22 protein-coding genes and 1 pseudogene are annotated in these 25,994 nt (G+C 62.5%); 9 read left to right on the top strand and 14 right to left on the bottom strand.

Going from position 1 to position 25,994, the window contains the following annotated elements:
* On the top strand, positions 1–3,327 hold the full coding sequence (locus ACIPZB_RS26800; RefSeq protein ID WP_400643439.1) for an SNF2-related protein: 3,327 nt from the start codon (positions 1–3) through the stop codon (positions 3,325–3,327).
* Between the two features lie 119 nt (positions 3,328–3,446).
* Here the strand turns inward: ACIPZB_RS26800 and nagZ are convergent, their stop codons facing one another.
* The 3 genes from nagZ to ACIPZB_RS26815 are packed head-to-tail and all read right to left on the bottom strand — an operon-like array spanning position 3,447 to position 5,740.
* A complete protein-coding gene (nagZ, locus tag ACIPZB_RS26805; protein WP_400643458.1) occupies positions 3,447–4,445 on the bottom strand; it encodes a beta-N-acetylhexosaminidase in 999 nt (332 codons plus the stop codon).
* A gap of 22 nt (positions 4,446–4,467) precedes the next feature.
* The gene (locus ACIPZB_RS26810; protein ID WP_400643440.1) at positions 4,468–4,992 is read right to left on the bottom strand and encodes a L,D-transpeptidase family protein; all 525 of its coding nucleotides are present in this window, start codon (positions 4,990–4,992) and stop codon (positions 4,468–4,470) included.
* A 40-nt stretch (positions 4,993–5,032) separates the two neighbouring features.
* Positions 5,033–5,740: a TetR/AcrR family transcriptional regulator gene (locus ACIPZB_RS26815; RefSeq protein ID WP_400643441.1), complete on the bottom strand. Its 708-nt coding sequence runs from the start codon at positions 5,738–5,740 to the stop codon at positions 5,033–5,035.
* 221 nt (positions 5,741–5,961) lie between these two features.
* On the opposite strand from ACIPZB_RS26815, the gene lexA reads away from it, so the two are divergent.
* On the top strand, positions 5,962–6,570 hold the full coding sequence (gene lexA / locus ACIPZB_RS26820; protein ID WP_008094109.1) for a transcriptional repressor LexA: 609 nt from the start codon (positions 5,962–5,964) through the stop codon (positions 6,568–6,570).
* 13 nt (positions 6,571–6,583) lie between these two features.
* Positions 6,584–7,060, top strand: a complete 477-nt coding sequence (gene sulA, locus ACIPZB_RS26825) for an SOS-induced cell division inhibitor SulA (protein WP_400643442.1) — start codon at positions 6,584–6,586, stop codon at positions 7,058–7,060.
* A gap of 39 nt (positions 7,061–7,099) precedes the next feature.
* On the opposite strand, the gene ACIPZB_RS26830 is transcribed toward sulA, so the two are convergent.
* The 7 genes from ACIPZB_RS26830 to ACIPZB_RS26860 all read right to left on the bottom strand — a co-directional run bounded on the left by ACIPZB_RS26830 (position 7,100) and on the right by ACIPZB_RS26860 (position 15,451).
* Positions 7,100–7,333, bottom strand: a complete 234-nt coding sequence (locus tag ACIPZB_RS26830) for a hypothetical protein (protein WP_004376430.1) — start codon at positions 7,331–7,333, stop codon at positions 7,100–7,102.
* A 50-nt stretch (positions 7,334–7,383) separates the two neighbouring features.
* A complete protein-coding gene (locus ACIPZB_RS26835; RefSeq protein ID WP_400643443.1) occupies positions 7,384–7,899 on the bottom strand; it encodes a DUF6586 family protein in 516 nt (171 codons plus the stop codon).
* Between the two features lie 215 nt (positions 7,900–8,114).
* Positions 8,115–10,727 (bottom strand): type I DNA topoisomerase, encoded by a 2,613-nt coding sequence (gene topA, locus ACIPZB_RS26840; protein WP_400643444.1) that lies wholly within the window; start codon positions 10,725–10,727, stop codon positions 8,115–8,117.
* 100 nt (positions 10,728–10,827) lie between these two features.
* The gene (locus ACIPZB_RS26845) at positions 10,828–11,079 is read right to left on the bottom strand and encodes a DUF1653 domain-containing protein (protein WP_008094098.1); all 252 of its coding nucleotides are present in this window, start codon (positions 11,077–11,079) and stop codon (positions 10,828–10,830) included.
* Between the two features lie 80 nt (positions 11,080–11,159).
* Positions 11,160–12,335 (bottom strand): acetyl-CoA C-acyltransferase FadA, encoded by a 1,176-nt coding sequence (gene fadA, locus ACIPZB_RS26850; RefSeq protein ID WP_008094097.1) that lies wholly within the window; start codon positions 12,333–12,335, stop codon positions 11,160–11,162.
* Between the two features lie 31 nt (positions 12,336–12,366).
* Positions 12,367–14,514 carry a fatty acid oxidation complex subunit alpha FadB gene (fadB, locus tag ACIPZB_RS26855; protein WP_008094094.1) on the bottom strand — a complete coding sequence of 716 codons (2,148 nt, stop codon included), beginning with the start codon at positions 14,512–14,514 and terminating at the stop codon, positions 12,367–12,369.
* A 499-nt stretch (positions 14,515–15,013) separates the two neighbouring features.
* A complete protein-coding gene (locus tag ACIPZB_RS26860) occupies positions 15,014–15,451 on the bottom strand; it encodes a hypothetical protein (protein WP_400643445.1) in 438 nt (145 codons plus the stop codon).
* Positions 15,452–15,560: 109 nt separating this feature from the next.
* Here ACIPZB_RS26860 and ACIPZB_RS26865 point away from each other — a divergent pair, with 109 nt between their 5' ends.
* Positions 15,561–16,001: a universal stress protein gene (locus tag ACIPZB_RS26865; protein WP_008094089.1), complete on the top strand. Its 441-nt coding sequence runs from the start codon at positions 15,561–15,563 to the stop codon at positions 15,999–16,001.
* Positions 16,002–16,120: 119 nt separating this feature from the next.
* Here the strand turns inward: ACIPZB_RS26865 and ACIPZB_RS26870 are convergent, their stop codons facing one another.
* Positions 16,121–18,049, bottom strand: coding sequence for an ATP-binding cassette domain-containing protein (locus tag ACIPZB_RS26870; RefSeq protein ID WP_400643446.1), 1,929 nt, complete (start codon positions 18,047–18,049; stop codon positions 16,121–16,123).
* A 221-nt stretch (positions 18,050–18,270) separates the two neighbouring features.
* On the opposite strand from ACIPZB_RS26870, the gene ACIPZB_RS26875 reads away from it, so the two are divergent.
* Positions 18,271–20,199 carry a transglycosylase SLT domain-containing protein gene (locus ACIPZB_RS26875; RefSeq protein WP_400643447.1) on the top strand — a complete coding sequence of 643 codons (1,929 nt, stop codon included), beginning with the start codon at positions 18,271–18,273 and terminating at the stop codon, positions 20,197–20,199.
* 118 nt (positions 20,200–20,317) lie between these two features.
* Here ACIPZB_RS26875 and ACIPZB_RS26880 read toward each other — a convergent pair whose 3' ends face one another.
* Positions 20,318–21,121 (bottom strand): MOSC domain-containing protein, encoded by an 804-nt coding sequence (locus ACIPZB_RS26880; protein ID WP_400643448.1) that lies wholly within the window; start codon positions 21,119–21,121, stop codon positions 20,318–20,320.
* A 56-nt stretch (positions 21,122–21,177) separates the two neighbouring features.
* Positions 21,178–22,113: a chemotaxis protein CheV gene (locus ACIPZB_RS26885; RefSeq protein ID WP_400643449.1), complete on the bottom strand. Its 936-nt coding sequence runs from the start codon at positions 22,111–22,113 to the stop codon at positions 21,178–21,180.
* A gap of 352 nt (positions 22,114–22,465) precedes the next feature.
* Here ACIPZB_RS26885 and ACIPZB_RS26890 point away from each other — a divergent pair, with 352 nt between their 5' ends.
* From ACIPZB_RS26890 to ACIPZB_RS26900, 3 genes are all read left to right on the top strand, one after another.
* Entirely contained in the window at positions 22,466–22,978 is a 513-nt protein-coding gene (locus ACIPZB_RS26890; protein ID WP_400643450.1) for a histidine kinase, read from the top strand.
* A gap of 366 nt (positions 22,979–23,344) precedes the next feature.
* Positions 23,345–24,232: a sensor histidine kinase gene (locus ACIPZB_RS26895; RefSeq protein ID WP_400643451.1), complete on the top strand. Its 888-nt coding sequence runs from the start codon at positions 23,345–23,347 to the stop codon at positions 24,230–24,232.
* On the top strand, positions 24,229–24,888 hold the full coding sequence (locus ACIPZB_RS26900) for a response regulator transcription factor (RefSeq protein ID WP_008090487.1): 660 nt from the start codon (positions 24,229–24,231) through the stop codon (positions 24,886–24,888). Before ACIPZB_RS26895 ends, ACIPZB_RS26900 begins: the two co-directional genes overlap by 4 nt.
* Here ACIPZB_RS26900 and yegS read toward each other — a convergent pair.
* The gene (yegS, locus tag ACIPZB_RS26905) at positions 24,872–25,759 is read right to left on the bottom strand and encodes a lipid kinase YegS (protein WP_400643452.1); all 888 of its coding nucleotides are present in this window, start codon (positions 25,757–25,759) and stop codon (positions 24,872–24,874) included. The genes ACIPZB_RS26900 and yegS overlap by 17 nt on opposite strands.
* Before the next feature lie 73 nt (positions 25,760–25,832).
* Between yegS and ACIPZB_RS26910 the strand changes: the two are divergent.
* Positions 25,833–25,991: pseudogene (locus ACIPZB_RS26910) on the top strand (hypothetical protein); the annotation flags it as partial.
* Between the last annotated feature and the right edge of the window lie 3 nt (positions 25,992–25,994).

The raw sequence follows: 25,994 nt of genomic DNA on the forward strand, positions 1-25,994 counted from the left end.
GTGAGCAAGGAGGATGCGCAGCAGCTGCTGAAGGCTCACCCGGACTGGGTTGACTACATCCAGGACGGAGCCCTGAAGCGAGGCCGCGAATACGCCGCGCAAGCGCGCACGCGAATCCTGTCACTGAATGAAAAGTCCATCGAAGCCACCTGCGAGGGATCGTCTGGTGAACGCTATAACCAGACGATCCAACTGGTGCTGAACGGCCCCGAACTGCGCATTTTCGGGCGCTGCAGCTGCCCGGTCCGCTTGAATTGCAAGCACTGCGTCGCCGTCTTGCTGAATGTGCAGCAGGGTGGCTGGCCGCTCGGCAGCCAGGCGGCTCCACAGCAAGCGGGGCTGTTGTTGTCCCCAGCGCTCGACCAATGGGTTGAAACACTCGAAACCACCGGCCAGTTGCTGGCCGCGCCCAAGCCCCAACGCAAAGGCCCGGCCATTCACTACCTGATCCATGTGGGCAATCAGCATTGCACGCTGGAAGTGGTTAAAGGCACCCGGCAAGCTGACGACACCGTGCACTTTGGCAAGATCACATCCTTGCCTGAACTGATCTACTACCCACCACGCTACGTTACCCAGGACGATGCCCGGTTGCTGCGCCTGATCGATGCCAGCAGCGATGCGACGCGGCCCGTGGTCGACCTGGAGGGCAAGCAAGGTGCAGAATTGCTCGGCTATGCCCTGGCCACGGGGCGCCTGCATTTCAACAGCGATCCCCTCCCACTGCTGGCCGGGCCGGAAATTCAGGCCAGGTTCCGCTGGGTCAGGCTGGATGATGGCAGCTACCGTGGCGCCTGGTACCACGGCGAGCAGACCCAACTGCTGGCACTGCCCGTCGAACCCATCTACTACGTCGACCGAGCAGGGCACCTGCTTGGCAAGCTGCAGCATGACCTGGACCCCTTCATTGCCAGCCAGCTTGCACGCGCGCCCACCGTCCCAGAGCACCTGGTCGTACCCTTGAGTCATCGATTGAACGCCTTGAACCGGCAAGTCCCAACGCCTACCACTGTCAGCACCGAGCAGCTCAATGGCATCCAGCCAAGAGGTCACCTGACCCTCGGCAGCCTCGAATTCAGCGCCTACATGCCCAAGACCGGCCGCATGCAGCGCCAGATGCAACACCGCGCCGCCTTGTCGTTTGACTACGATGGCCTGCGCGCCATCGGCAGTGACGACAAGCCCCTGACCCGCCTGGTCGGCGCCACCAGCCAGCGCATTCGCCGCCAGCCCCAGGCCGAGCAAGCGCTGCGCAAGGCCCTGCGCGAGCTCGGCTTCAAGCCCGCCACCCGGCAGAGCAAGGCACTGCCCGACAGCGCCGGCGAGATGCACCAGCTGCCCGATGACGAAGCCTGGCTGCACTTCGCCCGCGAAGGCTTGCCGCGCTTGCGCGAAGCCGGCTGGGACATCGACATTCACCGCGATTTCGCCTTCAACCTGCAGGAAGTGGACGACTGGTACGCCAGCATCGACGAAGCCCCGGGCCACGAATGGTTCGACCTGGAGCTGGGCATCGTCGTCGACGGCCAGCGCCACAGCCTGCTGCCGATCGTGCTGCAACTGCTGCGCAGCAACCCTGAACTGCTGCGCCCCAGCGAGCTGGCCCGACGCAGTGACGACGAGCATCTGCTGATCGACCTCAACCGTGGCCGCCTGGACAGCCCGGCACTTCGCGTCGCCCTGCCCTACGGGCGGATCAAGGCGGTGATGGGCACCCTTGGCGAGCTGTACCTGCACGAAGACGCCGTCGGCGCGACCCTGCGCATGGACCGCGCCGACGCGGCGCGCCTGAACGACATCGAGCACCTGCCCCTGCACTGGGAAGGCGGCGCCCATGTGCGTGACCTCGGCCGGCGCCTGCGCGATGCCCGCGACCTGCAAGTCGAACTGCCCACCGAGCTGAACGCCACCCTGCGCCCCTACCAGCAGCAAGGCCTGAACTGGCTCCAGGCCCTGCGCGAAATGGGCACCGGCGGCATCCTCGGCGACGACATGGGCTTGGGCAAAACCCTGCAGACCCTCGCTCACCTGCTGCTGGAAAAACAGCACGGGCGCCTGGCCAACCCAGCCTTGGCGGTAATGCCCACCAGCCTTGTGCCCAACTGGCTGGACGAAGCCCACCGCTTCGCCCCGGGCCTGCGCGTGCTGGCCCTGCACGGCCCTGGCCGCAGCAAGCATTTCGACAAGCTGGGCGACTACGACCTGGTGCTCACCACCTATGCCCTGGTACCGCGGGACCTGCCTCACCTGCACGAAAGAACCTGGAGCGTGCTGGTGCTCGACGAAGCGCAGAACATCAAGAGCAGCACCAGCAAGGCCGCCCTCGCCGTCTGCGAGTTGCAGGCCAACCAGCGCCTGTGCCTGACCGGTACGCCGATGGAAAACAACCTGGGCGAGCTGTGGTCACTCTTCCACTTCCTGATGCCCGGCTGGCTGGGCGAGGTCAAGCGCTTCAACCAGGAGTACCGCACACCCATCGAGCGCCATGGCGACAGCGAGCGTCTGGCCCACCTGGTCAGCCGCGTACGCCCGTTCCTGCTGCGCCGCACCAAGGAACAGGTGGCCACCGAGCTGCCAGCCAAGACCGAAATGGTCCACTGGGTCGAGCTCAGCGACGCCCAGCGCGACACCTACGAGGCGGTGCGGGTGGCGATGGACAAGAAAGTGCGCGACGAGATTGCCCGCAATGGCGCGTCACGCAGTCAGATCGTGATCCTCGACGCCCTGCTCAAGCTGCGCCAGGTGTGCTGCGACCTACGTCTGGTCAAAGGTGTCGAGAGCAAAGGCAACCAGGCCGACAAAGGCAAGCTCGGCGCATTGCTGGAGATGCTCGACGAGCTGCTCAGCGAAGGGCGGCGGGTTTTGCTGTTTTCGCAGTTCACTTCGATGCTGGCGCTGATCGAGCAGGAGTTGGAAAAACGCAAGATCCGCTACAGCCTGCTCACTGGCGACACCCGCGACCGGCGCACGCCGGTGCAGCAGTTTCAACAGGGCGACAGCGAGGTGTTTCTGATCAGCCTCAAGGCCGGCGGCGTCGGCCTGAACCTGACGGCTGCGGATACGGTCATTCACTTCGACCCGTGGTGGAACCCGGCCAGCGAAAACCAGGCCACCGACCGCGCCTATCGAATCGGCCAGGACAAGCCGGTGTTCGTGTTCAAGCTGATTACCCGGGGCACGGTGGAAGAGAAGATCCAGCAATTGCAGCAGGAGAAGGCCGCGTTGGCGGCGAGCCTGCTCGATGGCGGGCAGGCGGGGCAGTGGCGCCTTGGGGATGAAGAAATCGAGGCGCTGTTTGCCCCATTGCCCGGAAAGCGTGGGCGTTAGCCCTGTGCTGCCTGAGACGGCCCTATCGCCGGCAAGCCGGCTCCCACAGGTACCGCGCCGTCCTTAAGGACAGTGAGCATCCTGTGGGAGCCGGCTTGCCGGCGATAGGGCCAGCGCGGTCAATCAATCAACTGCGCGTCCTTCAAAGCCCCCAGCGCCTCCAGCCAACGCGGCTGCTGGCGATAATCGGTCCGCGCAAAGCCCTGCCCTCGCATCCGCGCAATCCGCGGCGAAGGCTTGACCTTCAAGCGCTGCGCCGCCGTCAACGCCAGCTCCGCCGCCGCCCGGTCATTGCACACCAAGCCCATGTCGCAACCGGCACTCAACGCCGCCTCGATACGGTTCGCCGCATCCCCAACCACATGCGCCCCAGCCATCGACAAGTCATCACTGAAGATCACCCCGTCAAAGCCCAGCTCGCCACGCAGGATGTCCTGCAGCCAACGGCGCGAGAACCCGGCAGGCTGGTTGTCGATCTGCGGGTAGATGACATGCGCCGGCATTACCGCCGCCAGCTGCCCACTGAGGCGGGTGAACGGGACCAGGTCGGCCTGGCGCAGTTGCGCCAGGCTACGCTCGTCGGTGGGGATGGCCACATGGGAGTCCGCCTCGGCCCAGCCATGCCCTGGGAAGTGCTTGCCGCAGGCGGCCATGCCCGCGGCGTTCATACCGCGAATGAACGCACCGGCCAATTGCGTGGCACGCTGGGGGTCGCCTTCGAAGGCACGGCTGCCGACCACGGCGCTGCGCTGGTGATCCAGGTCCAGTACCGGGGCGAAACTCAGGTCCAGGCCGACCGCCAGCACCTCGGTGGCCATCAACCAGCCGCATTGCTCGGCCAGGTACTCGGCATTGGCGTTGTCGGCGATCGCGCGCATGGCCGGCAGCCGCACGAAACCTTGACGCAGACGCTGCACCCGGCCACCTTCCTGATCCACCGCGAGGATCAGGTCAGGGCGCAGGGCCCGGATCGATGCACACAGCTCACGCACCTGGCGTGGGCTGTCGATGTTGCGGGCAAAGACGATCAGGCCGGCCACTTCAGGCTGGCGCAGGAGCTGGCGGTCCTCGGCGGTCAGCCATTTACCGGCGATATCCACCATCAGGGAGCCTTGCAGGCTGGCGGTCATAGACAATCCTTCATTGCAAACTAATGGAAGCCCACTGGGGGCAGGCGGCCTCGTCGATACGCACCGGGCAATGCGCCGGTACACGCTCGAACAGGCCAAGCAGATCGGTGTTGCGCAGGCGTATGCAGCCATGGGACAGCGGTACGCCCAAGGGTTCCGTGTCCGGCGTGCCATGCAGATAGATGTAGCGGCGGAAGGTGTCCACCGCACCCAGGCGGTTGACACCCGGCTCACAACCACTGAGCCAGAGAATGCGGGTCAGGATCCAGTCACGCCCAGGGTATTGCGCGTGCAATGACGGCGACCAGATCTCACCGGTCCAGCGCCGCTCGCTTAGCACAGCATTCAATGGCAAGCACGCTCCGATTCTCGCGCGCACCTGATGCAACCCACGCGGCGTACACCCCGAGCCATTGCGCTCGCCGGCACCATTGCGTGCGGTAGAGACTTCCAGGCGTACGCGCAGCTGCCCATGGGCAAAGCCATAGAGGCACTGGTCGGCGAGGGAAATATGCAGGAAATCGAGGTCGGGCATGGGCGCTAGCTTAGCCGAAGCGCCCTGCCCCGCCCAGCCTTCAGGCCTTGGCGGTGGTGCTGCCGGTCTTGCTGCGTGGACGTAGCTGGGCTGCGGCCATGGCATTGTCGGTAACGCCACTGTCGGCGCGCATACCAGCCGCCAGGAACGGCACCATCAGGCGCATGACCTGCTCGATCGAGGTATTGATGCCGAAATCGGTTTCAGCGATGGCACGCAGTGCCTTGATACCGGACATGCTGAACGCCGCGGCACCGAGCATGAAGTGCACGCGCCAGAACAGCTCAAGCGGCGGAATGCGCGGCGCCGCCTCATTGACCAGCAGCATGTAGCGGCGGAACACCTTACCGTACATGTCCTCCAGGTAGCGGCGCAAATGCCCCTGGCTCTGGCTGAATGCCAGGCCCAGCAGGCGCATGAAGATCGACAGGTCGTTGTTGCTGCGTGGTTGAACCGCCAGGGCCTGCTCGACCAGCATCTCCAGCAGCTCTTCCAGGCTGGGCTTTTGCTCGGGCTTGGCCTGGCGCCGTTCCAGCTCGCGTTCGAGGCTGGCGCAGAATGGCCCGAGGAAGCGAGAGAAGACGGCCTGGATCAGCGCCTTCTTCGAACCGAAATGGTAGTTGACCGCCGCCAGGTTGACCCCGGCCTTGCTGGTAATCAGCCGCAACGAGGTTTCCGCAAACCCCCTTTCCGCGAACAGCTGCTCGGCAGCATCGAGAATGCGTTCAACGGTTTCCGATTGGGCCATGACTACTCCGGCAGGCAGACAAACAGGTGTTTGAAACATACGTTTCAGGCCTGTCTCTGTCAAGGTCAGGTGACCGGGCGGTCGCCATTTAAATGCGCCAAGCTGCAGGCTGCAAGCGCCATGATGAGCCGATTGCGGCTTTTAATGCATCTTTGGCGCTTGCAGCGCATCCAGTACTGTATATAATTCCAGTCACTGTATAAAAAGACAGAGCGCTCGCCATGTTGAAACTGACGCCACGCCAAGCCGAAATCCTGGCTTTCATCAAACGCTGCCTCGAAGACAACGGCTTCCCGCCAACCCGCGCGGAAATCGCCCAGGAGCTGGGCTTCAAGTCACCCAACGCTGCAGAAGAGCACCTCAAGGCGCTCGCCCGCAAGGGTGCCATCGAAATGACCCCGGGGGCATCGCGCGGCATCCGCATCCCAGGTGTCGAAGCCAAGAGCGAAGAAAGCGGCCTGCCGATCATCGGCCGAGTCGCTGCCGGTGCGCCGATCCTCGCCGAACAGCACATCGAGCAATCCTGCAACATCAACCCGACCTTCTTCCACCCTCGCGCCGACTACTTGCTGCGTGTACACGGCATGAGCATGAAGGACGTCGGCATCTTCGATGGCGACCTGTTGGCAGTGCACACCTGCCGCGAGGCCCGCAACGGCCAGATCGTCGTTGCCCGTATCGGCGATGAAGTGACCGTCAAGCGCTTCAAGCGCGAAGGCAACAGGGTCTGGCTGATCGCTGAAAACCCCGAATTCGCCCCTATCGAAGTCGACCTGAAAGAACAGGATCTGGTGATCGAAGGTTTGAGTGTCGGCGTTATTCGCCGCTGATCCAGGAGGCGTCATGCAGCAGTTCACCCAAACACACCAGCAGGTTCAGCTTCCATTGTTCGAAGCCTTCCTTGCACAACCGGTTTTGCCAGGCCTGAAGGCCACTGAGCAGGCACGAAAAAGCGGCCGGCCGGAGCTGTTCAGCGAACTGTCCCTGCGTGGCGCACCCGAGCATTGCCAGAGCCTGTTGGCACCGGTATTGCGCGAATTGAGCGAAGAGCAAGAGGCCCGCTGGCTTACCCTGATCGCCCCGCCCGCCAGCCTGACCCAGGCCTGGCTGCGCGATGCCGGCCTGAACCGCGAGCGCATCCTGCTGTTGCAGCCAGGTGGCAACCAGAGTGCGCTGCAACTGGCCTGCGAAGCCTTGCGCCTGGGGCGCAGCCACACGGTGGTGAGCTGGCTGGGTAGTGTCAATGCCGCGGCACGCCAGCAACTGGTACGTGCCGCCAGTGTCGGAAACGCAAAAAGCCTGAACATCCGCCTCGGCTGATGTTCAGGCTTTGCCTGTCTCGCAATTGAGAATCGGGGCTTAGTGCAGCACGCGCGGCCCTTCGTCGCGCTCCAGCTCGCCATCCATGAGACGGCCAGCCATCTGCACACCGACACTCAGCATGGCTTTGGCGACTTCGACATGTTGGCCCTGCAGGAATGCCTTGGCGTCTTCCGAGAAATCCAGGGTTACCAGGGAGCCTTCATCCTCGGCGCGACGCAGTTCGATCCGGCCATCAGGCAACTCGACAATTTCCAGAAACGACGTAGACATATAGGGCTGTTCTCCACGAAAGGCCAGTAGTGTACCAGCCGCGACGGCTATCAGCACTCACTCAACGCGTCACGGAAACGCCTCACCAAACCTTTGAGATTGCTGCGCCAGCTTTCCAGCTCTTCACGCGAAAGCGCTGGCTGCTCGGGTTGATCGAGATTGACGGCCTGGATCAGTGGCTGGGTGACATCGGTTTTCGGCGTTTTCTTCACGACAGGTGGTCGGAACAAATCGGCATAAGCGCTGAGCAGTTGCGCCAACCAGGTTTCGCGTTGACGGGACAGCTCCAGCAGCTCGGCCACTTCTGGAATGGCGATAGCATTCAGGGCGTCGTCGGCGAGCAGCTGTTCGACATTGGGTGCTGTCGGCAACCGATAGTAGCCAGCGATCTCATGACACAACCCCAGCAACGCACCATACAGGTGGAATAACGCTGACTCGCGCTCGGCCTGGACCAGGCCCTGGGCATTCATCGCCTGGCTTTCGACTGCCTTGGCCATGGATTCCAGGGCAAGGCCGGCGAAGAACAGTTTCTGGTTGGTGCGGGTGTAGAGTTCCTGGGCCATTTCGGGTGGCCTCCTTAAAAGGCTGCAGGGCGAATACCTGCAGTTTCAAGGATCGGGGGATGCTTGTCACCAATGAAATGGGGCCGCTGCGCAGCCCATCGCCGGCAAGCCGGCTCCCACCGGTAAGGCGCCGCTCTTGCGAGCAATGCTGAACCTGTGGGAGCCGGCTTGCCGGCGACGGGCCGCAAAGCGGCCCCATTCACAGCACTGAAGAATCAGCGCTTGTCTTCGACTTTCCAGGCATTGCCGTCATAGAAGGCCTTCCAGCCGGTCGGCTTGCCATCGACCTCGGACTGCACGTACTGCTCCTTGGTCTTGCGGCTGTAGCGAATTACCGCCGGGCGCCCATCCGGGTCCTTCTGTGGCGCATCGCAAAGGAAGTGATACTTCGGATCGATCTCATGCTTGTGCGGCAGGATCTCCAGCACCAGCGGCGCGCGTGTTTCGCGGTTCTTGGGGAACTGGCTGGCCGCCAGGAACAACCCCGAAGCACCATCACGCAGCACATAGGTGTCGTCGACCTTCTCGCATTTGAGCTCCGGCATCTCCACCTTGTCCATCTTCGGTGGTGCTGCCTCACCGCTCTTGAGCAGCTTGCGGGTGTTCTTGCACGCCGGGTTGGTGCAACCGAAGAACTTGCCGAAGCGGCCCGTCTTGAGCTGCATCTCGCTGCCGCACTTGTCGCACTCCAGGCTCGGCCCTTCGTAGCCCTTGATGCGGTAGCTGCCTTCTTCGATCTCGTAGCCGACGCAATCAGGGTTGTTACCGCAGATATGCAGCTTGTGCTTCTCGTCGAGCAGGTAGGCATCCATGGCCGTGGCGCAGATCGGGCAGCGGTGCTTGCCACGCAGCACCAGGGATTCGGATTCACCCTCGTCGTCGGCGGCAATCTCGTCGCCCGGTACCAGGTTGACGGTGGCCTTGCAGCGCTCTTTCGGCGGCAGGCTGTAGCCCGAGCAGCCGAGGAACACGCCGGTGGAGGCGGTACGAATCATCATCGGTCGACCACATTCCTTGCACGGAATGTTGGTCATGGTCGGCTGGTTGGCGCGCATGCCGTTTTCGGCAGACTCGGCGGTCAGCAGCTTCTTGATGAAATCACCGTAGAACTCGTCGAGCACATGCTTCCAGTCACGCTCACCCTGGGCCACGTCGTCGAGGTTCTCTTCCATACCGGCGGTGAAGCCGTAGTCCATCAGATTGGAGAAACTTTCCGACAGGCGCTCGGTGACGATGTCACCCATCTTCTCGGAGTAGAAACGACGGTTGTGCAGCGTGACGTAACCGCGGTCCTGGATGGTGGAAATGATCGCCGCGTAGGTCGACGGGCGACCGATACCGCGCTTTTCCATTTCCTTGACCAGGCTGGCTTCAGTAAAGCGTGCCGGCGGCTTGGTGAAGTGCTGGCTCGGGTCGAGCTGAATCAGCTTCAGCGACTCGCCCTGGGCCATTTCCGGCAGCACGTCGTCTTCGCCCGGCTTGCTCTGTTGCGCCAGCACACGGGTGTAGCCGTCGAACTTGAGGATGCGGCCCTTGGCGCGCAGCTCGAAATCGCCAGCAGCGACGGTGACGCTGGTGGACAGGTACTGCGCCGGCGGCATCTGGCAGGCCAGGAACTGGCGCCAGATCAGCTCGTACAGGCGCTCGGCGTCCCGCTCCATGCCACTGAGCTTGGTCGGGTGGGTGTTGACGTCGGACGGGCGAATCGCTTCGTGCGCCTCCTGGGCGCCTTCCTTGCTGCCGTACACCAGCGGCGCTTCCGGCAGGTACTGCTTGCCGAACTCACGCTCGATGTAGTTGCGTGCCATGTCCAGGGCGTCGGCCGACAAGTTGGTCGAATCGGTACGCATGTAAGTGATGTAGCCGGCTTCGTACAGACGCTGGGCCATCATCATGGTTTTCTTCACCCCGAAGCCCAGGCGATTGCTCGCAGCCTGCTGCAGGGTGGAGGTGATGAACGGTGCCGACGGCTTGCTGCTGGTCGGCCGGTCTTCGCGCTTGATGACGCTGTAGCTGGAATCCTTGAGCTTCTCCAGCGCAGCCATGGCCTGGGCTTCATTCAGCGGCTTGAACGCTTCGCCCTTCTCGCGAGCCACTTCGAAGCGCACCTGGGCGTTCTTGGCGGTGCCGAGGTCGGCGTGCACTTCCCAGTACTCTTCGGGGTTGAAGGCACGGATCTCGCGCTCACGCTCGACCACCAGCTTCACCGCCACCGACTGCACGCGCCCGGCCGACAGGCCACGGGCAATCTTGGCCCACAGCAGCGGCGAGACCATGTAGCCCACTACGCGGTCGAGGAAGCGGCGTGCCTGCTGGGCATTGACGCGATCGATGTCCAGCTCGCCAGGCTGCGAGAACGCTTCCTGGATGGCTTTCTTGGTAATTTCGTTGAACACCACGCGCTTGTAGCGGGTGTCATCGCCGCCGATGGCCTCGCGCAGGTGCCAGGCAATGGCTTCCCCTTCGCGGTCCAAGTCGGTTGCGAGATAGATGGTGTCGGCATCTTTGGCCAGGCGGCGCAGCTCTTCGATCACCTTTTCCTTGCCGGGCAGGATCTCGTATTTGGCCTTCCAGCCGTGCTCGGGGTCGACGCCCATGCGTGCCACCAGCTGGCGGCGAGCCTTTTCTTTCGGCGACAGGGCCGGAGCCTCACCCGCAGCAGCCTTGCCACGCTTGGCGGCCGGCTCTTTGCTGGCGCTGGCCGAACCGCTGGTGGGGAGGTCACGGATGTGGCCGATACTCGACTTCACCACGTACTGGTTGCCCAGGTACTTGTTGATGGTCTTGGCCTTGGCCGGGGATTCCACAATGACCAGCGATTTGCCCATGGATCGGAGTATTCCTGAATCTGAAGATGAAAAACGCGTCAGGTGCCAGACGCGGCACCGCTATATATAGTGGCAAAAGAGTGAGGTCAAGCGCGGTCGTTCACTCTTGCGACTTGCCAGGCACCCCAGGCAGCCCTTCTTCGGCCTTGACCAAAGCAAAGCGCGGCACCTGCTCGCCGTCAACCTCGACGGACTCCTGGAACATGGAAAGAGGGCGTACCCAATAGCTGTAATCACCATACAGGCATTGGTAGAAAACCATCCACTCTTCGCTTTCGGAGTGCCGTGCAACGCTGAAGACACGGTACTCAGGCCCTTTGTAATGCCGGTATACGCCTGGTTGTATCTGCATGTCGCTTACCCTCTTGAAACAATTTTCGTAAAAAAACAAAAACCGGGGCACGAGGCCCCGGCTGCTGCCTTGCTCTGCGATCAGACGCGTTCGAAGACAGTGGTGATGCCTTGACCCAGGCCGACACACATGGTGGCCACACCCAGGGTACCGCCATTTTGCTTCATGACGTTGAGCAGGGTGCCGGAAATCCGCGCCCCGGAGCAACCGAACGGGTGGCCCAACGCAATGGCGCCGCCGTGCAGGTTAACCTTCTCATTCATCTTGTCGAGCACTTTCAAGTCTTTCAGCACAGGCAGGGCCTGCGCAGCGAAGGCTTCGTTGAGCTCGATGAAGTCGATATCGGCCATGGTCAGGCCGGCGCGCTTGAGGGCTTTCTGGGTCGACGGCACCGGGCCGTAGCCCATGATTGCCGGGTCGACACCGGCCACGGCCATGGCGCGGATCACGGCCAGCGGCTGGATGCCGAGGTCCATGGCACGCTGGCCGGACATGACGATCATGCACGAAGCACCGTCGGTGATCTGCGACGAAGTACCGGCGGTGACGGTACCACCCTTGGGGTTGAACGCAGGCTTCAGCGAAGCCAGGCCTTCCAGGGTGGTTTCCGGGCGAATGGTCTCGTCGAAGTCGAACACCTTCAGGAAGCCGTTCTCGTCATACCCTTGCATCGGGATGATCTCGTCCTTGAACTTGCCTTCGACAGTCGCCTTGTGGGCGAGCTGGTGCGAACGCAGGCCGAACAGGTCCTGCTGCTCACGGGTGATGCCATGCATCTTGCCCAGCATCTCGGCGGTCAGGCCCATCATCCCGGACGCCTTGGCCGCGTGCAGGGACAGGTGCGGGTTGGGATCGACGCCATGCATCATGCTGACGTGGCCCATGTGCTCCACGCCACCGACCACGAACACATCGCCGTTGCCGGTCATGATCGCCTGGGCAGCGGTGTGCAGCGCGCTCATCGACGAGCCGCACAGGCGGCTGACGGTCTGGGCGGCCGAGGTGTGCGGGATCTGGGTCATCAACGACGCCATGCGGGCGATGTTCCAGCCCTGCTCCAGGGTCTGGTTGACGCAGCCCCAGATCACGTCCTCGACTTCTTTCGGGTCGACCTTGTCGTTGCGCTCGAGCAACTTGCTGATCAGGTGCGCCGACATGTCTTCGGCGCGGGTGTTGCGGTGCATGCCACCCTTGGAGCGGCCCATCGGCGTGCGACCGAAGTCGACAATCACCACGTCTCTTGGATTCAGGCTCATATCAATATTCTCGCTCTAGCTCTTTGACCGCTCAGTTGAAGAAGCGCTGGCCGCTCTTGGCCATTTCACGCAGCTTCGCAGTCGGGTGGTACAGCGGCCCCAGGTCGGCGTACTGATCGGCCAGGGCGACGAACTCGGCCACGCCGATCGAGTCGATGTAGCGCAGCGCACCACCACGGAAGGGAGGGAAACCAATGCCGTAGACCAGGCCCATGTCCGCTTCGGCAGCCGTCTCGACGATGCCGTCTTCCAGGCAGCGCACGGTCTCCAGGCACAGCGGCACCATCATCCAGTTGATGATGTCTTCGTCAGTGACTTCGCGCTGTTCGAAGACGATCGGCTTGAGCACATCGAGCACGGTGGCATCGAAGACTTTCTTCGGCTTGCCGCGCTTGTCGGTCTCGTAGGCGTAGAAGCCCTTGCCGTTCTTCTGACCCAGGCGGTTGGCCTCGTACAGGGCGTCAACGGCCGAGCGACGCTCGTCCTTCATGCGATCCGGGAAGCCTTCGGCCATCACGTCGCGGCCATGGTGGCCGGTGTCGATGCCGACCACGTCCATCAGGTAGGCCGGGCCCATCGGCCAGCCGAACTTCTCCATGACCTTGTCGATGCGCACAAAGTCGACGCCGGCGCTGACCAGCTTGGCGAAACCGCCGAAGTACGGGAACAGCACGCGGTTGACCAGGAAGCCCGGGCAATCGTTGACCACGATCGGGTTCTTGCCCATCTTCTTGGCGTAAGCCACGGTGGTGGCAACCGCCACGTCACTGGACTTCTCGCCACGGATGACTTCGACCAGCGGCATCATGTGCACCGGGTTGAAGAAGTGCATGCCGACGAAGTTCTCGGGGCGCTTGAGGGCCTTGGCCAGCAGGTTGATGGAAATGGTCGAGGTGTTGGAGGCGAGGATCGCGTCCTCTTTCACCTGGCCTTCCACTTCCGCCAGCACGGCTTGCTTGACCTTCGGGTTCTCGACCACGGCTTCGACGACGATGTCGACGTTGGCGAAATCACCGTAGGACAGGGTCGGACGAATGGCGTTCAGTGCCTCGGCCATTTTCGCCGGGGTCAGACGGCCCTTCTCGACGCGTTTGCCGAGCAGCTTGGACGCTTCGTTGAGGCCCAGTTGAATGGCTTCCTCGCGGATGTCCTTCATCAGGATCGGGGTGCCTTTGACCGCCGACTGGTAGGCGATGCCGCCGCCCATGATACCGGCGCCGAGCACGGCGGCCTGTTTCACGTCGTGGGCGATCTCGTCGTGGGCCTTGGCCTTGCGCTTGAGTTCCTGGTCGTTCAGGAACAGGCCGATCAGGCTCTCGGCGACCGAGGTCTTGGCCAGCTTGGCAAAACCTGCCGCTTCGACTTCCAGGGCCTTGTCACGGCCGAAGTTGGCGGCCTTCTGGATGCTCTTGATAGCTTCGACCGGTGCCGGGTAATTCGGGCCGGCCTGGCCCGCGACGAAGCCTTTGGCGGTTTCGAAGGCCATCATCTGCTCGATGGCGTTGAGCTTGAGCTTTTCCAGCTTGGGCTGGCGCTTGGCCTTGTAGTCCAGCTCGCCGCTGATGGCGCGCTTGATCAGGTCGAGGGCACCGGCCTGCAGCAGTTCAGGGGCGACCACAGCGTCGACGGCACCGACCTTCAGCGCGTCTTCGGCGCGGTTTTCCTTGCCGGCGGCGATCCACTCGATGGCGTTGTCCGAGCCGATCAGACGCGGCAGGCGCACGGTACCGCCGAAGCCTGGGTAGATCCCCAGCTTGACTTCCGGCAGGCCGATCTTGGCGCTGCTGGACATGACCCGATAGTCGGCCGCCAGGCACATTTCCAGGCCGCCACCCAGGGCGATGCCGTTGATGGCCGCCACGGTCGGGACTTCGAGGTCTTCGAAGGCGTTGAAGATACGATTGGCTTCCAGGCTACCGGCCACCAGCTCGGCTTCGGGCAGCTTGAAGTTTTCGACGAATTCGGTGATGTCGGCGCCGACGATGAACACGTCCTTGCCACTGCTGACGATCACACCTTTCACCGAGGCGTCGGCCTTGATGGCGTCGACGGCCTGGCGCAGCTCGTCCAGGGTCAGGCGATTGAACTTGTTGACGGACTCACCCTTGAGATCGAACTTCAGTTCGACGATGCCGCTTTCAAGAGCCTTAACCGTGATGGCTTTACCTTCGTAAATCATCAACTGATCTCCACGATATGGAAGCTGAACTGTACACGCCGATCGCTGGTGGAAAAGCAGCCCTTCGCTGCCCTCGCCCCAGGCACACCCGTCAGCGCGCTAGTCGGGATTCTGTTCGAGCGGTGTGACATACAAACGCTCAATTCATACGCCCGTTTGATTTGGGTCTGCACACATTCTCCGAAAAGATCCGCGTTGTCAAATGCTCACGAGCACGGTGAAAACGCGACTTTCCGGTCATTTTCCATCAGCCGGGGGCAAAACATGCTGACAGTGATTGCTGATCATTCATGTCAGCGATTGACCACAGAAGTGGCCCGGAGGTGCATTTTTCATGCACAGAGCGCAAAGCTGGCTACACTGCCACTCGCTCCCTGAAATTCCCGGCCTGCCTGGCCTTTTCTGCTGCGCAGAAACGACAAAGCGGCAACCCAGCAGCACCTCGAAGGGCGCTGCCGGGTTGCCGCTTTGTCGTTACGGTACAGCCGTTACGCTGCGATCAAGCGAGGGTTTCGAAGGCGTGAGCAATATCCTGCAACACAGATTTATCACCCCGCTCGCTCCAGTACAGAGCGATCATGCGCGCGTCGGCTTCGACCTTGTAGACGGTCTCTGGCAGGCGGGCGAACACGTCCATCAGGCGCGGCTCCTCGCACACTTCACGCCACTTGTTCCACCACACACCAGGGCTGACCTGCCAGTAGCACCAGCTGTCTTCATGCCCCCGACGCCGCGCCCGGTGGTACTGCGGGCAAGGGCTGGGCGGCTCCTTTTCCAGCCAGTGCGGCCACTGCTGCGGCGCCAGTTGCATGGCCAGGCCCATGCGCCGCGCTTCCAGGCGCAGGCTCATCTGTTCGCCCTGTTTGCGCGACAGACGCAACCAGGAAAGCGGACTTAGAATCAGCGCAAGGATTGACACCACCAGCCATACCGTCATATCTGTAGATTCCATAAAGCGTTGCAAATGAGCGGGTTACTCGGTTTCACGGAAGACCTGCCCGAAAGCGACCATACTTCTACTATCGCGATTGTCAGGAGTACAGCTCATGTCCTACGAACATCTTCTGGTCGCCGTCGACCTCACCGAAGAGTGCGACCCGGTGATCAAACGTGCCATGAAGCTCGCCGAACCTACCGGTGCCAAGGTTTCGCTGGTGCACATCGTCGAACCGATGGCCATGGCCTTTGGCGGCGATGTACCGATGGACCTGTCGCAACTGCAACAACAGCAGTTCGACCAGGCCAAAGAGCGCATGGAACGGCTGTTCAACAAGTATCCCGACATCAACCGTGGCGATTCACACCTGACCTATGGCCAGCCACGCCAGGAAATCCACCAACTGGCCAAGGACCAGCAATGCGACCTGATCGTGGTGGGCAGCCATGGCCGGCATGGCCTGGCGTTGCTACTGGGCTCCACTGCCAATGACGTGCTGCACGGCGCGCCGTGCGATGTGCTGGCGGTGCGGTTGCAGAAGAAGGAATGATGTAGCCAGTACTGACCTCATCGCCGGCAAGCCGGCTCCCACAGGGTTGTCACAGATCCAAGGAACTGCGCAGTACCTGTGGGAGCCGGCTTGCCGGCGATAGGGCCAAAAGGTCGAACTCAGCCTTCCAGCTCAGCCCAACGCTCTACCAGCACATCCAGCTCGCCCTGCAATTTCTCGATCTGCGCCAGCACCGCCGAAGTCTCGGCAATCGGCCGCTGATAGAAGCCAGCTGCATTGACCTCTTCCTGAGCCACCGCCATGCGCTGTTCCAGCGCGTCGATCTGCCCCGGCAACATCTCCAGCTCGCGCTGCAGCTTGTAGCTGAGCTTCTTCTTCGCCGCATCGGCCGCCGGTGCCACCGGCTCAGGCGCAGCCTCGACCGGCGCCTTCTCGACCACCGCACTGTTGAGTTCGGACTTGCCGCCCTTGCTTTCGGTCACGCCCAGCAACTTCGGCGAACCACCCTGGCGGATCCAGTCTTCGTAGCCGCCCACATACTCGCGTACCTTGCCCTCCCCTTCGAACACCAGGGTGCTGGTGACCACGTTATCGAGGAACGCCCGGTCGTGGCTGACCATCAGTACCGTGCCTTTGTAGTTGCACAGCACTTCTTCCAGCAGCTCGAGGGTTTCCACATCGAGGTCGTTGGTCGGTTCGTCGAGCACCAGCAGGTTGGCCGGCTTGCTGAACAGCTTGGCCAGCAGCAGGCGCGCACGCTCACCACCGGACAACGCCTTGACCGGCGTGCGGGCACGTTGCGGGCTGAACAGGAAATCGCCGAGGTAGCTCAGTACATGCCGGCTCTGGCCATCGATGTCGATGAAGTCGCGGCCTTCGGCCAGGTTGTCGATCACGGTCTTTTCCAGATCGAGCTGGTGGCGCATCTGGTCGAAATAGGCGACTTCCAGCTTGGTGCCACGCTCGACCTTGCCCGATGTGGGCTCCAGGTCACCCAGCATCAGCTTGAGCAGCGTGGTCTTGCCGGTGCCGTTGGCGCCCAGCAGGCCAATACGGTCCTGACGCTGCAGGACCATGGAGAAGTCCTTGACCAGCATCGGCCCTTCAGGGTGCGAGAAGCTGACGTTTTCCAGCACCATCACCTGCTTGCCGGATTTCTCCGCCGCTTCGATCTGGATGTTCGCCTTGCCCTGGCGGTCGCGCCGCTCGCTGCGCTCGACGCGCAGGGCCTTGAGCGCACGGACTCGGCCTTCGTTACGGGTACGGCGAGCCTTGATGCCCTGGCGGATCCACACTTCTTCCTGGGCCAGGCGCTTGTCGAACAGCGCGTTGGCGGTTTCCTCGGCGGCCAGCGCGGCCTCCTTGTGCACCAGGAAGCTGGCGTAGTCGCCGTTCCAGTCGATCAGGCCACCGCGGTCCAGTTCGAGGATGCGGGTGGCCAGGTTCTGCAGGAAGGAACGGTCGTGGGTGATGAACAGCACAGCACCGTTGAAGCCGTTCAGGGCCTCTTCGAGCCAGGCGATGGCACCGATGTCCAAGTGGTTGGTCGGCTCGTCGAGCAGCAGCAGGTCAGGCTCGGAAACCAGCGCCTGCGCCAGCAGGACGCGACGACGCCAGCCACCGGAGAGCTCGGCCAGGGTTTTCTCGGCCGGCAGTTGCAGGCGGCTCAAAGTGCTTTCCACCACCTGCTGCAGGCGCCAGCCGTCACGCGCTTCCAGCTCGTGCTGGACGTGCATGAGCTTTTCCAGGTCTTCGTCGCCGTGGATGTTCTGGCTAAGGTGGTGGTATTCGGCCAGCAGCTCGCCAACGCCATCCAGCCCGGCGGCCACAACGTCGAACACGCTGCGCTCATCTGCCACCGGCAGTTCCTGCGGCAATTCGCCGATCTTCAGACCGGGGGCGCGCCAGATCTCGCCGTCATCGCCCTTCTGCTCGCCCTTTACCAGACGTAGCATGCTGGACTTGCCGGTGCCGTTGCGGCCGATGATGCACACCCGCTCGCCACGGGCGATCTGCCAGGACACTTTGTCCAGCAGCGGCATCGCGCCGAATGCGAGGGACACATCGCTGAATTTGAGCAGGGTCATGTTCGTCTCCAGAAAGCGGGCGCGCATTCTACCTGAGTTGGCCCGTTCCAGCATTAAGTTGACTTCCTTGCCAGGGTATTGCGACATCCGGTCGGTGTTAACGCCTTGATACAAGCACAGTGCTTTCACCCGCTGCCGGCAAACGGCTAAGCTAAGGCAATAGCTTCCAACAGTGCTGGCTTCGCCGTCACTTTCCCATGGTTCAACTGCCCGGACGTATCATGCGCAGCCGCCTGTTACAGATTGCTTCCTGCCTGCTGCTCACCGCCGCCACCGCTAACGTGGCGCAGGCCACCGACCTCACCCTTCAACGCCAGTACTACGACCAGGCCAAGCGTGCACTGGCCAAGGGCGACAAAGGCCCTTACCTGCGTTATGCCCAGGAATTGCGCGACTATCCACTGACGCCCTACCTGGCCTACGACGAACTCACCGCCCGCCTCAAGAGCGCCAGCAACGAGGAAATCGAAGGTTTCCTCGCCAAGCACGGCGATCTGCCCCAGGCCAACTGGATGAAACTGCGCTGGTTGCGCTGGCTGGCAGAACGTGGCGAGTGGAACACCTTCGTCAAGTACTACGACCCCAAGCTCAACTTCACCGAGCTGGACTGCCTCAATGGCCAGTACGAGCTGAGCCACGGCAAGCGTGCCGAAGGCTATGCGAGCGCCGAGAAACTGTGGAACGTGGGCAAGTCGCAACCGGCCGCCTGTGACACCCTGTTCGGCATGTGGGCCGCCGAAGGTCAACTGACCGAGGCCAAGCGCTGGAACCGCGCCAAGCTGGCGGCCCAGGCACGTAACTACAGCCTGGCCAACAGCCTGGTCCAGGGCCTGACCACCCTCGGCCCGCAGGGTCGTTTGCTGATCGACGTGGCGCAGAAGCCCGAGCTGCTCAATCAGCCGTCGCGCTTCACCCCCGTCAATGAGGCGATGTCCGACGTGGTCAGCCTCGGCCTGCGCCGCCTGGCCCGCCAGGACCCTGAACGGGCCATGGCACTGCTCGACGATTATGCCCAGCGCATGCACTTCTCCCGCGACGAAAAGGTCGCCATCGCCCGCGAGATCGGCCTGACCCTGGCGCGCCGCTACGACCCGCGGGCCCTCGACCTGATGACCCGCTACGACCCTGAACTGCGCGACAACACGGTCAGCGAGTGGCGCCTGCGCCTGTTGCTGCGCCTGGGCCGCTGGGAAGATGCCTACGAGCTGACCAAACGCCTGCCCCAGGACCTGGCCAGCAGTAACCGCTGGAAGTACTGGCAAGCGCGCAGCCTGGAGCTGGCCCAGCCGAACAACCCGCAGGTTCCGCTGCTGTACAAGAACGTGGCGCGCGAGCGCGACTTCTACGGCTTCCTCGCCGCCGACCGTGCGCAGACACCGTACCAGCTGAACAACAAACCGCTGGTGCTGAGCCCGGCATTGGTCAACAAGGTGCGCAACACCCCAGGCGTGCAGCGCGCCCTGGAATTCCATGCCCGCGGACAGATCGTCGAAGGCCGCCGTGAGTGGTACCACGTGAGCCGTCACTTTACCCGGGACGAAATGGTCGCCCAGGCGCGCCTGGCCTATGACCTGCGCTGGTACTTCCCGGCCATTCGCACCATCAGCCAGGCGCAGTACTGGGACGACCTGGACATCCGCTTCCCGATGGCCCACCGCGATACCCTGGTGCGCGAAGCCAAGGTACGCGGCTTGCACTCGAGCTGGGTGTTCGCCATCACGCGCCAGGAAAGCGCCTTCATGGAAGATGCCCGCTCCAGCGTCGGTGCCAGTGGCCTGATGCAGTTGATGCCAGCCACGGCCAAGGAAACCGCACGCAAGTTCAGCATTCCGCTGGCCTCGCCCCAGCAAGTGTTCAACCCGGACAAGAACATCCAATTGGGCGCGGCCTACCTGAGCCAGGTGCACAGCCAGTTCAACGGCAACCGGGTACTGGCATCGGCGGCATACAACGCAGGGCCTGGGCGTGTGCGCCAGTGGCTCAAGGGCGCCAAGCATTTAAGCTTCGATGTGTGGGTGGAATCGATTCCGTTCGACGAAACGCGCCAGTACGTGCAGAACGTGCTGTCGTACTCGGTGATCTACGGGCAGAAGCTCAATGCGCCGCAGCCGCTGGTGGACTGGCATGAGCGGTATTTCGATGACAACTGAAAGCTGCTGAGCTTCGACCGGCCTCATCGCCGGCAAGCCGGCTCCCACAGGTACAGCACAGGCCTCAAGGGCAGTGCAATACCTGTGGGAGCCGGCTTGCCGGCGATGAGGCCAAGCATTACTCCAGGATTTCGACCGCCATCCCCACTTCCAGCCTACCGCTGCCGTCCACCGCCAGGTTCTGCCCGAACAGGATATCTCCCTCCTTCTCCCGGAAGGTTTTCAGGGTAGTCAGCGGCTCACGGTCCGGGCTGCGCTCCCCGGTCGCAGGATCCAGTGTGGTGAAGATGCACCGCACACTGGGTTTGAGCATCCGAAACTCCAGCTCGCCAATACGAATCCGCTTCCAGCCATCTTCGGCGAATGGCTCGGCCCCCTGCACCACCAGGTTCGGTCGGAAACGCAGCATTTCCATTGGCCGGCCTATTCGCCGGTTCAACTCGTCCAACGAACCCTGCCCTATGAGCAGCAATGGGAAGCCATCGGGAAACGCCGCGCGATCACTGTTCAGACCATAACCGTTGGGCAGGTAGCGCGCTCGTTGCTGCGGGCAATAGACCAGGCGCAGGGGTTTGCCTAGCAGCTGCGACAACCAGGCCGCCGCCTCGTCACCCGCATCGGGCACACGCAACGTGTCGCGCCAGAGGGTCACCCCCCGCAAGCTGTCATCGGCGGCGGGCACCGCCACTTGCAACGGCGCCTGCCCCGGCGCTTCCAGCAACAGCGCGCCAGACTCGCCCTCGCTGGCCTTGAGCTGACTGAGTTGCGGCCAGGCGCGCTGGGTAAGGAAACGTCCGTTCTCTTCCTCCACCACCATCCAGCGCCGATCGCCTTGCAACCCCAGAAGGTCTACCGGTGAACCCTGCAGGCGCTGGGCCTGCCCCGACTTCACCGGGTATCGATACAACTCACTCAGAAACATCCTTGCCTGCCTCGTGCCATGCCAAAAGCCAAGCTTATACCTGGCAGGCTCCAGGATCACGCAGTGGCAACATCGAGCAGCAGGCGTTGCTTGACCACATCAACCAGGCGGTCAGGCTGAAACTTGGAGAGGAAATTGTCGCAGCCTACCTTTTTCACCATCGACTCGTTGAAGCTGCCTGACAACGAGGTATGAAGCACCACGTGCAACTTGCGCAGGCGCGCATCGCTGCGGATCTCGGTGGTCAGCCGGTAGCCGTCCATCTCCGGCATTTCGGCATCGGTGAACACCATCAGCAGTTTTTCACACACATCCTCGCCGGCGTCGGCCCAGCCTTTGAGCATGCGCAAGGCCTTCAGGCCATCGCTGGCCACATGCAGTTTCATTCCCAGTTGCGAGAGGGTGTCACGCAGTTGCGCCAGGGCCACGCTGGAATCGTCCACCAGTAGCACCTCACGCCCACGGGCGCGGGCCAGCACCGGATCGGCGAGCTTGTCGCCGGAAACCCTGGCGTTGTACGGCACGATTTCGGCCAACACTTTCTCCACATCGATCACTTCCACCAGCTGCTCATCCACCTTGGTGATGGCCGTCAGGTAGTGCTGGCGGCCAGCACTGGAAGGCGGCGGCAGGATGGCTTCCCAGTTCATGTTGACGATGCGATCGACGCCACCGACCAGAAACGCCTGCACTGAACGGTTGTATTCGGTCACGATGATGGTGCTGTTCGGCCCCGGCTGCAGCGGGCGCATGCCGATCGCCTGGGACAAGTCGATGACGGGCAAGGTCTGCCCACGCAGGTTGACCACACCGCAGACGAACGCATGACGCTGGGGCATCAAGGTCAGTTTGGGCAGTTGCAGCACCTCTTGCACCTTGAAGACGTTGATCGCGAACAGCTGGCGGCCGGCCAGGCGAAACATGAGAATTTCCAGGCGGTTCTCACCCACCAGTTGCGTGCGTTGGTCTACCGTGTCGAGAATGCCAGCCATTGGAAAACCCCCGGGCTTGAGTGGGAAATGGTCAATTGATCTTCCCTGTATCGGCGGCTTCAGGCTCAGCTTGACCCTGTTGGGAAAATGCCGCGGGAGCAATTGATATCATATTACCATCATGCTTTACTGCGATAATCGCCACCTTGGATCCATTCCTGCTCACGGCAGTCGCACCCTAGATAGCCATCAGGGAAACCCCTAGTGGCAATCGGGTGCAACCTGATGTTCGCGATATCCTTTAGCCATTAATGTGACGCCATTCTCACTGCATGAATGGAGTCAGGCTTTTGCGAGCGATCGACTTGACGTGGCCATCCCCTGCTCTTGCCTTGCGCGCAGGAGTGTCATGATGGACAGCACCGTCTTCAACAACAGCGCCCTGCAGGAATTTCTGCTGGATGCGCAGGTCTTGCTGACCCAGTCCCAGGAATGCCTGCAACACCTGGAACTGATCACCAACGACCCCGACGCCTGTCATTGTCTGAACAATACCCTCGACACGCTCGCCCGACGCGCCAGCGGCCTCAACCTGCGCGAGGTCGCGCACTACGCCGACGCCCTGCAGCAGCTGCTCGCGCCGGCCTGTCGGCAACTGCACCTGCACAGCGAAGCGCTACCGCCGCTGGAAGCGTGCCTGACATTGCTGGCCTGGCAGCTGGAGCTGGTGGATGTGCGCACCGGCCGGCTTGCCCTCGACACCAGCGAGCAAATAGCGCTGCTGACTGACCTTGCGAACGCGCTGCATCAGCCGTTGCCGCAAACGTGTGCGCCCTGCCATGAAACCGGCAGCAGCTGTATTCACCCGCACACACCTGTAGCCAACCGCGCCAATGCACTGGCAAGTGCGGCACGGGGCAACTAAGCAACACTGGCGATGCTGTATCAGGTCAAACTTGCCTAGTGCCAAGGCCTTTAGCCAAACGCCTGCAGCCAACCGCTCACAAAGTTGCAGTGGGTAAGTCGAAGGGTTGAATCAGTGGTGTCACTTTGCCATCTTGCGGCGTAGGGAAGACGCCGCGATCAGCCCGTAAATCCCGAGGTTTCAAAGCATTACCCGGCCGCGACCAACGCAGTCCGAAGTGATACCATGCGCACCAACAAACACCGGCCAGCCGTATATGAATTGCTTTCAACGCGCACTCGCCAATTATTGAAAGCTCGACGCCAACGCCTCTGGTAAACCATGCGCACGGCCTCCATCAGCAAGACTTCAGTGGCTTCCCTATCTATGTCCCCACGCTTGAAGATTCCTCTGCGTCGCTGTTCCCGCGCCACTTTGCTGCGCTGGGCGACAGCATCGCTGTGCGTGGTGTCGCTGGTCGCCAATCTGTCGCTGGTGGTCACGCAGGCCCTTCCGGCCGGCCTGCTGCTGTTGCAACTGGTCGCGACCCTCGGCGTCTGCTGGCACTTGAGCCACGGCGCCAGGTCGATCAGCATGCGCCCGGCGGAATTGGCCGATCGCATGCTCAAGGTGCAGGAGGGCGAACGCCAGCACCTGAGCCGTGAATTGCATGACGACATTGGCCAGTTGCTCACTGCCGCCAAGCTGCAGCTGGACTGGTTGCAACGGCGATTGCCGGCTGAATTGCAGGCGCACTGCGGGACCTTGCGCAGCACCCTGGAAGACTCGTTGAGCAAGGTGCGCGACGTGTCCGCCATCCTCAATCCACGGCAACTGGCCAGCCTTGGTCTGGAAGCCAGCCTGCGCGCACACCTGGTGCGCACCCTGGAAAGCAGTGATGTGCACTGGAGCCTGGAGTGCCAGCAGCGTCTGGGCGGGATTTCCGAGGAAGTGGCCATGGCCGCTTTTCGCATCACCCAGGAAGCCGTCACCAACATGCTGCGCCATGCCCAGGCACGCAACCTGACCATCCGCCTGCAGCGCAAGCCCGATGGGCTGGCCTTGTCTATCCAGGACGATGGCCTCGGGTTCATCCCTGCAATCAACCCTGCCGAGGCGGGCCAACGCGGCATGGCGGGCATGCAGGAACGCGCCACCGCGCTTAAGGGCAGCCTGGATATTACCAGCCAGCTCGGCCTTGGCACGCGGATCGATGTCTTGTTTCCGTGGCAACCCCGCACCCATGAACGCGCCAGGACCCCGATTTCGCCATGACCTGTAGACTGCTGCTGGTGGATGACCACTCGCTCATCCGCGCCGGGGTGCGCGCCCTGGTGTCCGATATCCCGGGCTACACCGTGGTCGGCGAGGCCGATGACGGCGACCAACTGCTTGAGCAGGCTCAGCAGCTGGCACCCGACATCGTGCTGCTGGACATTTCCATGCGCTCGACCAGCGGCCTGGATGCCCTCACCTTGCTGCGCGCCAACGGCCACGCCTGCAGGGTGCTGATCCTGTCCATGCACACCGACCCGGAGCTGATCATGAGGGCGCTGGAAAGCGGCGCCCATGGTTACCTGCTCAAGGATGCCACCGCCACCGAACTGGAGCAGGCGCTGACCGCCCTGCGCAGCGGCGAGCGCTACCTCAGCCCGGCCATCGCCCATACCGTGATCAACCAGGCCCTGATGCGCGCGCAGCACGGCAAGCACGCCCATGCCGACCGCCACAACCTGACGGCACGGCAGCTGGAAATCCTGCGCCTTATCGCACGCGGCAAGTCCACGCGCGAAATCGCCAGCGGTCTTGGCCTGTCGATCAAGACCGTGGAAACCCACCGCTCGCAAATCATGAAACGCCTGCAGATCTACGATGTCGCCGGGTTGGTGCTGTTTGCCGTGCGCGAGAAGATCATCAGCCTGGACGACTGAGCAGCGGCGAGTCCACCGGCAAATGCAACCGCAATGCCGCGGGGCAGGCTTCGAAACGCAAGCTGTCAGCCTGTAACGGTTCACCATCGAGGTTGATATCCAGGCCCTGGGAACACTTGATTTCGACCCAGGGCAAACGCGAACGCACGAACAATCCCTCCCCCGCCAGCAACTCACGCAATGCCCCAACCATTTCCTGCGGTGCCGGCAGTATGGCGATGTCCAACAGGCCATCATCCACCCGAGCTTCCGGGCACAGTACCTGCCCGCCACCGGCCTGGCGGCCATTGCCGATCCCCAGCGCCAGCAGTTCGCCTTGCCACTGGAAATCCGGCCCCGTCAGTTCCACCGATGCAGCCTGCAGCTCGCTGAAACGCGACAGGCCGGTGAACAGGTAGGCCGCCGCGCCCAGTATTTTCTTCAAGTCCTCGGAGGTATTGGCGGTGACTTGGCTACCAAAGCCGCCCGTGGCCATGTTGAGGAACCATTCATCGCCCACCCGCCCCAGGTCGATCGGCCTCGGCGGCAGTTCGAGCAATGACAGGGCTTCATCCGGTTGCAACGAAACCCCGGCTGCCTTGGCGAAGTCATTGGCGGTTCCCAACGGCAGCAGGGCCAGGCTGGCATCGGTTTTCGCCTGGCCCATGGCTTCGGCCACATCACGCAAGGTGCCATCGCCCCCCCCGGCAACCACATGGCCATAACCGGCCGATAGCGCTTCGCCGACCAGCCGCTGGGCGTCCCCACCTTCCCAGGTCACTCGCACATCCAGCGTCCAGCCGCGCTCGCGCATGGCCACGACTGCCTGACGTACGTCCTCGTTCATCGCCTGCTTGCCATGCAGGATCAACATCGCCTTGCGCTTTTGCATTGTGCCTCTCCATGGGAAGCCGTCAGTCCAGATCTCGACCACAAGCAGGGGCACAATGCTGCATCGCTGCACTCACCGTCCGACCAACCCCGGCGCCATCGACCTGGAGATGATCGAGGTACAAAGCAGCGAGTACCTGGGCGAAGACGGTATCGTGGGCTTTACTGATAGCTACGGACGCGTCCCGGCAGCATCGATTGCACAGGGCGCTTTTTTTGTCCGCGGCTTTTAGCGA

This window comes from Pseudomonas sp. NPDC089396, assembly GCF_044749545.1.
Lineage (GTDB): Bacteria > Pseudomonadota > Gammaproteobacteria > Pseudomonadales > Pseudomonadaceae > Aquipseudomonas.